The sequence below is a fragment of the Micromonospora sp. MA102 genome (assembly GCF_025460765.1).
In the GTDB taxonomy this organism is placed as follows: domain Bacteria; phylum Actinomycetota; class Actinomycetes; order Mycobacteriales; family Micromonosporaceae; genus Micromonospora; species Micromonospora halotolerans.
The window spans coordinates 1-10,261 of sequence record NZ_JAMWEG010000035.1; the positions used below are offsets into that span (position 1 = coordinate 1).

Consider the following 10,261-nt stretch of genomic DNA (forward strand, 5'->3'; position numbering starts at 1 on the left):
ATTCCGAACCCGGAAGCTAAGCCCTCCAGCGCCGATGGTACTGCACTCGGGAGGGTGTGGGAGAGTAGGACACCGCCGGACAATCTTCCAGTCAGGGCCACCCTTCGGGGTGGCCCTGACTGCGTTTCCCGGTGCCTTTCGGCGCCCCGAGGGGCGCCGGCGTTCAGCGGCTCTGGATGCCCTCGCGGAGCTGGCGGAACAGGGCCGCCGAATCGTCCACCGCCCGGCCCGGGAACATCCCCATCACGACGCTGCCGTGGTCCGCCCAGCCGCAGACCGCGAAGTCGCCGCCGTCGCCACTGGTCGTGCCGCACTTCATCACGCCGCCCAGGTCGCCGGCGTCCACCTCGCGCAGGCCGGTCACCTTGCCGGTCTCGTCGGCCATCAGCCCGAAGAGGCTGTCCAGATCCCGCTCCGGCTGCCACAGCAGGGTGGTGCCGCCGAAGAGGAGCACCGACCGCTTGGCGTCCGCCGGGTCGGCGTAGACGGCGCCGAAGCCGCGGTCCAGATCGATGTCGGCGGCGAAACCGTCGCGCAGGTAGTCGGCCGTGCCGCGGGCCCGTTCGCTGTCGTCCCGGGTCAGCCCGGCCACGGTGGCGGGAGTGCTCAGCTTGGCGTCCTTCTCCGCGAGCACCCGCCAGCCGCCCAGCCCGAGCGCCCCGGCGCCGGCCAGCCCGACCGCCAGCGCGGCCGCGAGCACGATCTTCCGCCGCCGCGAGGCCGGGCGTCGCTCGGGCTCCAGCGCCGGGTCACGGCGGCTCAGCCGGATCGGCTCGTCAGTCAGGTCGACCGGCTCGGGACCGCTGTCGACCGGACGCTCGGTGAGGTGCGCGTCGGACATGTCCGCCACCGTACGCGAACTAACAGGTGGCGCACGTCGGGTCTCCGAAAGCGCTCCGTAGACTTTCAGGGTGACCGAGAGACTGGATGCCCTTCGCCCCGACGCCCCGACCCTTGCCGGCCAGTACCAGCCCGGCGAGGTAGAGCAGCGACGGTACGAGCAGTGGGTAGCCGCCGGCCACTTCCGGGCGTCGGCGGACAGCGAGAAGCCGCCCTTCACGATCGTCATCCCGCCGCCGAACGTCACCGGGTCCCTGCACATGGGCCACGCCTTCGAGCACACCCTCATGGACGCGCTGAACCGGCGCAAGCGCATGCAGGGCTTCGAGGCGCTCTGGCTGCCCGGCATGGACCACGCCGGCATCGCCACCCAGAACCTGGTCGAGCGGCAGCTCGCCGGCGAGGGCCTGTCCCGGCACGACCTGGGCCGCGAGAAGTTCGTGGAGCGGGTGTGGCAGTGGAAGGCCGAGTCCGGCGGCGCCATCCTGGGCCAGATGCGCCGCCTCGGCGACGCGGTCGACTGGGACCGCGAGCGCTTCACGATGGACGAGGGCCTGTCCCGGGCCGTCCAGACCATGTTCAAGAAGCTCTTCGACGACGGGCTCATCTACCGGGCCAACCGCATCATCAACTGGTGCCCACGCTGCCTCACGGCGCTCTCCGACATCGAGGTCGAGCACACCGACGACGAGGGTGAGCTCATCTCGATCCGCTACAGCGACGAGGTGGTGGTGGCCACCACCCGGGCCGAGACCATGCTCGGCGACACGGCGGTCGCGGTGCACCCGGACGACGAGCGCTACCGGCACCTCATCGGCACCGAGGTGGACCTGCCGCTCACCGACCGGCGGATCCCGATCGTGGCCGACGAGCACGTCGACCCGAGCTTCGGCACCGGCATGGTGAAGGTGACCCCGGCGCACGACCCGAACGACTTCGAGATCGGCCAGCGGCACGACCTGCCGCAGCTCACGATCATGGACGAGCGCGGGATCATCACGGCGCCCGGCCCGTTCGAGGGGCTGGACCGCTACGAGGCCCGCCCGGCGATCGTGGCGGCGCTGCGCGAGCAGGGCCTGATCGTGGCCGAGAAGCGGCCGTACGTGCACGCCGTGGGGCACTGCTCCCGGTGCAAGACCACCGTCGAGCCGCGGCTGTCGCTGCAGTGGTTCGTCAACACCGCCCCGCTGGCCAAGGCGGCCGGCGACGCGGTGCGTGACGGCCGGGTGAAGATCGAGCCGGCCGAGCTGGCCAAGCGCTACTTCGCCTGGGTCGACAACATGCACGACTGGTGCATCTCCCGGCAGCTCTGGTGGGGTCACCGCATCCCGGTCTGGTACGGCCCGGCCGGCGAGATCGTCTGCGTCGGACCCGACGAGGAGCCGCCGACCGGCGACGGCTGGCGGCAGGACGAGGACGTCCTGGACACCTGGTTCTCCAGCGGCCTCTGGCCGTTCTCCACCCTCGGTTGGCCGGAGCGCACCCCGGACCTGGCGAAGTTCTACCCGACCAGCGTGCTGGTCACCGGCTACGACATCCTCTTCTTCTGGGTCGCCCGGATGATGATGTTCGGCCTCTACGCCATGGACGGCGTGCAGCCGTTCGACGTGGTGGCCCTGCACGGCATGGTCCGCGACGAGCACGGCAAGAAGATGTCGAAGTCCTTCGGCAACGTGGTCGACCCGCTGGACTGGATCGACCGGTTCGGCGCCGACGCCACCCGGTTCACGCTGGCCCGGGGCGCCAACCCCGGCCAGGACGTGCCGGTCAGCGAGGAGTGGTGCCAGGGCTCCCGCAACTTCTGCAACAAGCTCTGGAACGCCACCCGGTTCGCGCTGCTGAACGGCGCGCACACCGACGGGCCGCTGCCGCCCGCGAGCGAGCTGTCGACCGTCGACCGGTGGATCCTCTCCCGGCTGGCACACGTCACCGCCGAGGTGGACGAGCAGTTCGAGGCGTACGAGTTCGCGAAGGTCTGCGACCTGCTCTACCACTTCGCCTGGGACGACGTCTGCGACTGGTACGTGGAGCTGAGCAAGCCGGTGCTCGCCGAGGGCGGGCCGGCCGCCGACGCCACCCGCCGGGTGCTCGGGCACGTGCTCGACCAGCTGCTGCGGCTGCTGCACCCGGTGATCCCGTTCGTCACCGACGAGCTGTGGACCGCGCTGACCGGCGGCGAGACGGTGATGACCGCCGCCTGGCCGGCGGCCGACCGTACCCTCGTCGACGACCCGGCGGAGGTCGAGGTCGGCACCCTGCAGCGGGTGGTGACCGAGATCCGACGGTTCCGTTCCGACCAGGGGCTGCGCCCGACGCAGCGGGTGGCCGCCCGGCTCGACGGCCTGGCCGGCGCGGGCATCGCGGCGCACGAGCCGCTGGTCCGCTCGCTGGTCCGGCTCAACGCGCCCGGCGACGACTTCCAGGCCAGCGCCACCCTCGCCATGCCGGGCGAGGTCAGCGTGGCGCTGGACACCCGGGGGTCGATCGACGTGGCCGCCGAGCGGGCCCGACTGACCAAGGACCGGACGGCCGCCGAGAAGGAGGCCGCGCAGGCGCGGGCGAAGCTGGACAACCCCGCGTTCGTCGGCAAGGCCCCCGAGCCGGTGGTCGCCAAGATCCGGGAGCGGCTCGCGGTGGCCGAGGCGGACCTGGTCCGGATCGACGCCGCACTGGAGGCGCTTCCCTCGTGACCGATCGCACCGAATTCGCCGAGGTGGAGGCCGCGCTCAACGCGCGCGGCTTCACCCGCATCCGCTTCGAGCTGGAAAAGATCGAGAGCCTGCTCGACCTGCTCGGCAGCCCGCAGCGGGCGTACCCGTCGATCCACCTGACCGGGACCAACGGCAAGACCTCGACGGCCCGGATGATCGACTCGGTGCTGCGGGCGTTCGGGCTGCACACCGGCCGCTACACGAGCCCGCACCTGGAGACCGTCCGGGAGCGGATCAGCCTGGACGGCGAGCCGGTGAGCGAGGACCGCTTCGTGGCCACGTACCGCGAGGTGGAGCCCCTCGCGGAGCTGGTCGACCAGCGCTCCGCCGAGCCGCTCACCTACTTCGACCTGACCACCGCGCTGGCCTTCGCCACCTTCGCCGACGCCCCGGTGGACGTCGCCGTGGTGGAGGTGGGGCTCGGCGGCGCCGAGGACGCCACCAACGTGATCCAGGCCGGGGTCGCGGTGATCACCCCGATCGGGCTGGACCACACCGAGTGGCTCGGCGACACCATCGAGGACATCGCGCTGCACAAGGCGGGCATCATCCACTCCGGCGCCACCGTGATCGCGGCGGCCCAGGAGGAGGAGGCCGCCCGGCCCATCCTGGAACGCTGCGCCGAGGTGGGCGCCACCGTCGCCCGGGAGGGCGCCGAGTTCGGCGTGCTGCGCCGCGCGGTCGCGGTCGGCGGCCAGGTGCTCACCATCCAGGGACTGGGCGGGGTGTACGAGGAGATCTTCATCCCGCTGCACGGCGCCCACCAGGCGCAGAACGCCGCCGTGGCGCTCGCCGCGGTGGAGGCGTTCCTCGGCGCGGGCGCACGGCGGCAGCTCGACATCGAGGCGGTCCGGGAGGGCTTCGCCGCGACCAGCTCGCCGGGCCGGCTGGAGCGGGTCCGCACCGCCCCGACGATCCTGCTCGACGGCGCGCACAACCCGCACGGAATGGCCGCCACGGTCACCGCGGTCCAGGAGGAGTTCGCGTTCAGCAAGCTGGTCGGCGTGCTTGCCGTGCTCGGTGACAAGGACGCGGCCAGCCTGCTGGAGCTGCTGGAACCGGTGCTCGACTCGATCGTGGTCACCGCCAACAGCTCGCCACGGGCGATGCCCGTCGACGAGCTGGCCGAACTGGCCCGGGAGATCTTCGGGCCGGAGCGGGTGCAGGCGACCGAGGGGATGCCGGACGCCATCGAGGCGGCCGTCGCCGAGACCGAGTCGGACGTGCCGGGCGAGCTGGCCGGGGTGGGCGTGCTGATCACGGGATCGGTGGTGACCGTGGCCGACGCCCGCCGGCTGCTCAAGCGATGACCGGCCCGGTGGACGAGCGCCCGCCGGGCGGTGCGGAGCAGCCGGAGCCGCGCCGCTCCGGGCTGCGCGACCCCGACAAGGCGGTTCGCGGTCTCGGCGCCGGCACCCTGGCGCTGGAGGCGCTGGTGCTGCTGCTGGCCATCCAGCCGATCCGGGTGGTCGGCGGTGACCTCAGCGGCACGGCCGTCGCCGCGATCGTCGCGCTGGCGGTCGCCTGCGTGGTGCTGGCCGCCCGGATGAAGCGGGCGTGGGCCTGGAACGCCGGCACGGTCCTCCAGGGGCTGCTGCTGCTCGCCGGGCTGCTGCACTGGTCGCTGTTCGCGCTCGGCATCATCTTCGCGCTGGTGTGGGCGTACGCGCTGCACGTGCGGCGGGTCATCCTCCGCTGAGCCGGCCGGGGGCCGGGGTCAGGCGTCGGCGAGGGTGCGCCACTGGGTGAGCGCCACGCCGTGCCCGTCCGGGTCACGGAAGGCGGCCGCCCACACCTCCAGCTTGGTGCCCCGGTTGACCACCCGCGGGGCGTACGTGAACCGCACGCCCGACTCGCGCAGCCGCTCGTAGGCCGCCTGGATGTCGTCGACCTCGAGGTTGACGTGGACCAGCCGGCGGCTGATCGGGGCGGCCCCGGTCACCCGGCGCAGCACCAGGCGGGTCGGCCCGGAGGCGAGGACGGCGTTGCCCTCGCCCCGGTCCACCTCGGCGAAGCCGAGGTCCCGGTAGAAGCCCAGGGACCGGTCCAGGTCGGCGACGAGCAGGGTGATGCCGACGCCGCTGATCGGGCTCGCCGCCCCGGCCGGCTCGTCGTCGTTGGCGGGACCGAAGATGGCCTCGTCCAGCTCCTCCGCGGTGGGCGGCGCCTCGCCGACCGGCTCGTCCAGCGGGACGTCGATCGGGTCCACCGGCACGGTGTCGAAGCGCTCCTCGGCGGGCGGTCGGGGCGTCGGGGCCCGGCGGGGGAGCGGGCCACCCGTGGTGGGCTCGACCAGCTGCCCCTCCAGCACGACCCCGCCGCCGGGGCGCTGGTGCAGCACCACCGGCTCGCGGTCCTCCGCCCGCCCGGTGAGGTCGTCGAGGAGCGGGTCCGGCGCGGGCGGGAAGTCGTCGCGGAAGTCGTCCTCGGGGGCCCGGTCGGCCCACGGCGGGGCCTCCTGACCGATCAGCACCTCGTCGACCGGGTCCGGGTCGGCGTACTCGGGCGGGAGGTCGGCCACCGCGGCGGCCGTCTCGGCGTGGGTGGGCACCTCGTCCCAGAGGACGCGGACGTGCCGCTGGTCGTCGAGGGCCACCCGGACGGGCAGCGCCTGACCCAGCGACGGCCACTTGGCGACCGGGACCCGCGGCTCGATGATCTTCTTGGACCGGGGCGGCAGGCCGGGCGCGTCGATCACCAGTTGCAGCTCGCAGCGGCCGAAGGCGTACTGGGTGGGCGGCTCGGAGGCGCTGTGCACGTGGCCCAGCCCGACCACCCAGGTGCGGCCGCCGCCGCGGACCGTGGCCAGGGCGATCGCCAGCACCAGCAGGGCGACCCCGAGCGCCACGATCGCCCAGCTCGTCATGCCCAGCCCGAACAGGGTCACGAACGTGGCCACGGTGCCCAGCACCGCGCCGATCAGCTTGCGTACCGGCGCGATGGGTCGGTTCCCGCCATTCGCCACAGTGGACCTCCCAGGGGTTCCAGGGCCAGGCTAGGCCGCCGCGGCGACCCAGGGAAGGAGCAGCCGCCGCGCCGGCGCCGGGACCGGGTCGCTACGCTGACCGTACCCAGCCCGACCCGGTTCCGCGCACAGGAGGAAACCAGCGTGTCCAGCAGCAGCCCGGACGAGCGCACGCTCGTACTGATCAAGCCCGACGCGGTCCGCCGCGGTCTGGTCGGGGAGATCCTCGGCCGTTTCGAGCGCAAGGGCCTGCGGATCGACGCGCTGGTGGTCCGCACCATGGACGGCGACTTCGCCGACCAGCACTACGCCGAGCACGTGGACAAGCCGTTCTACCCGCCGCTGAAGGCGTTCATGACCGGCGGCCCGCTGGCGGCCCTGGTGCTCTCCGGCGACCAGGTGATCGAGGTGGTCCGCGGGATGATCGGCAGCACCGACGGCCGCAAGGCCGCCGCCGGCACCATCCGCGGTGACCTCTCCCTCTCCAACCGGGAGAACCTGGTGCACGCCTCCGACTCGGTGGACAGCGCGAAGCGCGAGATCGCCCTCTGGTTCCCCGAGCTGGGCTGACCCGGCTTCCCGACGGCCCCGGTTCCCGCGTGCGGGCCGGGGCCGTCGTGTGTGCTCAGCCCGGCACGCCGGGAAGTTTGTCCGGATTGCCGATGAGGTAGACGCCGGTGATCCGGCCGTCGGCGGCCGCCACGGACAGCGTGTACCGGGGGCCGGACGGCCAGCTCAGCACCAGCGCGGGCGCGCCGTTGAGCTCCACCGGGACGCCCCGGACGTCGGGGTGGCGCTGGTGGTACAGGCCGGCGAAGAAGCGGGCGATCCGGTCCGCCCCGTGTACCGGGTTGCGGGCCGCGGAGACCCGGCCGCCGCCGTCGTTCCACGCGGTGGCGTCGGCCGCGACCAGGCCGGTCAGCCGCTCCAGGTCCCCGTCGCGCGCCGCGGCCAGGAAGGCGTCGAGCAGCCGGCGCTGCTCGGCCGGGCCGGCGGTGAACCGCCGCCGGCCCTCGGCGATCCGGGCCACCGCGCGGTGGTGCAGTTGCCGGCAGTCCGCCGCGGACCGGTCCAGCAGGTCACCGATCTCGGCGTACGGCAGGGCGAAGGCGGTGTGCAGCACGTACACCGCCCGCTCCGGCGGGGTGAGCCGTTCCAGCAGGTGCAGCAGCGCGGTGGAGAGCGTCTCCCGCTGCTCGACCGTGTCCAGCGGCCCGAACGGGGACGGGTCGGTCGGCACGGGCTCGGGGAGCCACGGCCCGACGTACGTCTCCCGCGCGGTCTGCCGGGCCCGCAGCCGGTCCAGGGCCAGCCGGGTGACCACCCGGGACAGGTAGCGGCGCGGCTCGGCCACGCTGTCCCGGTCGACGTCCAGCCAGCGCAGGTACGCCTCCTGGAGCACGTCCTCGGCGTCGTGCAGGCTGCCCAGCAGCCGGTACGCCAGCCCGAGCAGCATCGGCCGGTGCGCGGTGAGCGCACCGGCCGCCTGCGCCGCCGCCGAGGGTGAGGTCACACCTCGACCGGCGGCTCGGTACGGGTGCTCACCGAGATCCGGTTCCACACGTTGATTGTGGCGATCGCGACCAGCAGATCGGCCAGTTCCTTCTCCGACCAGACCTTCGCGGCGGCGTCCCAGACGTCGTCCGGCACGCCGTGCTCGCCGAGCTTGGTCACCGCGTCGGTCAGCGCCAGCGCGGCCCGCTCCCGCTCGTTGAAGAAGGGCGCCTCCCGCCACGCCGCGACGGCGAACAGCCGCCGGCTCGACTCGCCCGCCCCCAGCGCATCCCGGCTGTGCATGTCCACGCAGAACGAGCAGCCGTTCAACATCGACGCCCGCAGCTTGACCAGCTCCAGCACAGTGTGGTCCACGTTCTGCTGGACGTACTTCTCCAGGCCGAGCACCGCCCGGTACGCCTCCGGCGCCACCGCCGCCGTGTCCATCCGGCTCATCGCCGCCTCCTTCGGTCCGTGTCGCTTACGCCCACACGACGGATCGGGACCGGGCCGGTGTGACGGGGCGGCGCTGTGACGGTGGTCATGTGGGACCGGTGGGGCGTCTCGACAGCCGTCGTTGGGATGCGCGTCACCTCGCTCGGCGCCCCCGGTCACGTCCGCCCGGTAGACCGACGTGGCGACCTGTCGAACCGGGAGGACCCATGACGCAATTCGATCGACGTACGCTGCTGCGCGCCGGCCTGGTGACCGGCGCCGGTGTGGCCGGCGGTGCGCTGCTCGGCGCGCCCGGCGCGCTCGCGGCCCCCGCCTGGCGGCCGGCCGGGCGGCCGCTGCTCACCCACGGCGTGCAGAGCGGCGACGTGACCGCCGACTCGGCGCTGGTGTGGACCCGGGCGGACCGGCCCGGCCGGATGCTCGTGGAGGTGAGCCGCCGGCCCGACCTGCGCGGCGCGCGCGTGGTGCGCGGTCCGGTGCTCGACCCGACGGGCGACTTCACCGGCCGGGTCCGGCTGCGCGGTCTGCCGGCGGGCGAGCGGCTGTACTACCGGGTCCGGGTGGAGAGCCTGGACCGCGCCGGCCTGTGCAGCGAGCCGCTGGCCGGCTCGTTCGCCACCGCCCCGGGGCGGCACCAGCGCCGCGACGTGCGGTTCGTGTGGACCGGCGACATCGTCGGGCAGGGCTGGGGGATCAGCCCCGACTTCGACGGCCTGGCCGTCTTCCGGTCGATGCGCGAGCGCCGCCCCGACTTCTACCTGTGCAGCGGCGACACCGTCTACGCCGACGGCCCCCTCACCGAGAGCGTCACGCTGCCCGACGGGCGGGTCTGGCGCAACCTGGTCACCCCGGAGAAGAGCAAGGTCGCCGAGACCCTGGCCGAGTACCGCGGGCAGTTCGCGTACAACCTGCTGGACGAGCACCTGCGGGCGTTCGCCGCGGAGGTGCCCCAGGTCAACCAGTGGGACGACCACGAGGTGTTGAACAACTGGTACCCGGGGGAGATCCTCGACGACGACCGGTACACCGAGCGGCGGGTGGACGTGCTCGCCGCACGGGCCCGCCAGGCGTTCCACGAGTGGGTGCCGGCCCCCGCCGACGGGCCGCTCTACCGCAAGCTGTCGTACGGGCCGCTGCTGGACGTGTTCGTGCTCGACATGCGCACGTACAAGGACCCGAACGACGGCAACACCTACGCGGACCCGGGGCGTGGCCTGCTCGGGCGGGAGCAGCGGGAGTGGCTGGTCCGTGAGCTGACCCGGTCGCGGGCGACCTGGAAGGTGGTCGCGAACGACCTGCCGATCGGTCTCGTGGTGCCGGACGGCCCGGGCGCGCAGGAGGGTGTGGCGCAGGGCGACCCGGGCGCGCCGGCCGGCCGCGAGCGGGAGTTCGCCGAGGTGCTGCGGGCCGTGCACCGGGCCGGGGTGACCGGCCTCGTCTTCCTCACCGCCGACGTGCACTACACCGCCGCCCACCACTACGACCCGGCCCGGGCGGCGTTCGGCGAGTTCACCCCGTTCTGGGAGTTCGTCTCCGGCCCGGCGCACGCCGGCGCGTTCGGCCCGAACGCCCTGGACGGCACCTTCGGCCCGCAGGCCGTCTTCGTGCACGCCCCGCCCCGCGCCAACACGTCCCCGGCCGAGGGCTTCCAGCACTTCGGCGAGGTCACCATCGACGGCGGGTCGGCGGCCCTGACGGTGAACCTCCGCGACCGCGCCGGCACCTCCCTCTGGACCACCACCCTCCCAGCCCCCACCCACTGACCCCCCAACCCTGCCCCGCGTCGATCATGAGG

At 73.5% G+C, this 10,261-nt stretch carries 9 protein-coding genes; 5 read left to right on the forward strand and 4 right to left on the reverse strand.

The genetic code is table 11. The features are described from left to right. Positions 1-163: 163 nt before the first annotated feature. The gene (locus NFX44_RS33040; RefSeq protein WP_262287531.1) at positions 164-841 is read right to left on the reverse strand and encodes a hypothetical protein; all 678 of its coding nucleotides are present in this window, start codon (positions 839-841) and stop codon (positions 164-166) included. Positions 842-911: 70 nt separating this feature from the next. Between NFX44_RS33040 and NFX44_RS33045 the strand changes: the two genes are divergently transcribed. The 3 genes from NFX44_RS33045 to NFX44_RS33055 are packed head-to-tail and all read left to right on the forward strand — an operon-like array spanning position 912 to position 5,250. Continuing rightward, positions 912-3,530: a valine--tRNA ligase gene (locus NFX44_RS33045; protein WP_262287532.1), complete on the forward strand. Its 2,619-nt coding sequence runs from the start codon at positions 912-914 to the stop codon at positions 3,528-3,530. Then, the gene (locus NFX44_RS33050; RefSeq protein WP_262287533.1) at positions 3,527-4,861 is read left to right on the forward strand and encodes a folylpolyglutamate synthase/dihydrofolate synthase family protein; all 1,335 of its coding nucleotides are present in this window, start codon (positions 3,527-3,529) and stop codon (positions 4,859-4,861) included. Before NFX44_RS33045 ends, NFX44_RS33050 begins: the two co-directional genes overlap by 4 nt. Further along, positions 4,858-5,250 (forward strand): DUF4233 domain-containing protein, encoded by a 393-nt coding sequence (locus NFX44_RS33055; RefSeq protein ID WP_262287534.1) that lies wholly within the window; start codon positions 4,858-4,860, stop codon positions 5,248-5,250. The genes NFX44_RS33050 and NFX44_RS33055 overlap by 4 nt, the downstream gene beginning before the upstream one ends. A gap of 18 nt (positions 5,251-5,268) precedes the next feature. Here NFX44_RS33055 and NFX44_RS33060 read toward each other — a convergent pair whose 3' ends face one another. Beyond that, positions 5,269-6,516, reverse strand: a complete 1,248-nt coding sequence (locus NFX44_RS33060) for a VOC family protein (RefSeq protein WP_262287535.1) — start codon at positions 6,514-6,516, stop codon at positions 5,269-5,271. Between the two features lie 144 nt (positions 6,517-6,660). On the opposite strand from NFX44_RS33060, the gene ndk reads away from it, so the two are divergent. Next, a complete protein-coding gene (gene ndk / locus NFX44_RS33065; RefSeq protein WP_262287536.1) occupies positions 6,661-7,086 on the forward strand; it encodes a nucleoside-diphosphate kinase in 426 nt (141 codons plus the stop codon). Positions 7,087-7,141: 55 nt separating this feature from the next. On the opposite strand, the gene sigJ is transcribed toward ndk, so the two are convergent. Then, positions 7,142-8,029 carry an RNA polymerase sigma factor SigJ gene (sigJ, locus tag NFX44_RS33070; RefSeq protein WP_262287537.1) on the reverse strand — a complete coding sequence of 296 codons (888 nt, stop codon included), beginning with the start codon at positions 8,027-8,029 and terminating at the stop codon, positions 7,142-7,144. Beyond that, positions 8,026-8,466 carry a carboxymuconolactone decarboxylase family protein gene (locus tag NFX44_RS33075; protein ID WP_262287538.1) on the reverse strand — a complete coding sequence of 147 codons (441 nt, stop codon included), beginning with the start codon at positions 8,464-8,466 and terminating at the stop codon, positions 8,026-8,028. Before NFX44_RS33075 ends, sigJ begins: the two co-directional genes overlap by 4 nt. Before the next feature lie 206 nt (positions 8,467-8,672). Between NFX44_RS33075 and NFX44_RS33080 the strand changes: the two genes are divergently transcribed. Next, positions 8,673-10,229: an alkaline phosphatase gene (locus NFX44_RS33080; RefSeq protein WP_262287539.1), complete on the forward strand. Its 1,557-nt coding sequence runs from the start codon at positions 8,673-8,675 to the stop codon at positions 10,227-10,229. Positions 10,230-10,261: the final 32 nt, after the last annotated feature.

What these genes read in the sequence shown, in the direction of transcription:
- NFX44_RS33080 (WP_262287539.1), top strand. Translation starts at nt 8,673, where the DNA reads ATGACGCAATTCGATCGACGTACGCTGCTGCGCGCCGGCCTGGTGACC.
- NFX44_RS33055 (WP_262287534.1), top strand. Translation starts at nt 4,858, where the DNA reads ATGACCGGCCCGGTGGACGAGCGCCCGCCGGGCGGTGCGGAGCAGCCG.
- NFX44_RS33040 (WP_262287531.1), bottom strand. Translation starts at nt 841, where the DNA reads ATGTCCGACGCGCACCTCACCGAGCGTCCGGTCGACAGCGGTCCCGAG.
- NFX44_RS33075 (WP_262287538.1), bottom strand. Translation starts at nt 8,466, where the DNA reads ATGAGCCGGATGGACACGGCGGCGGTGGCGCCGGAGGCGTACCGGGCG.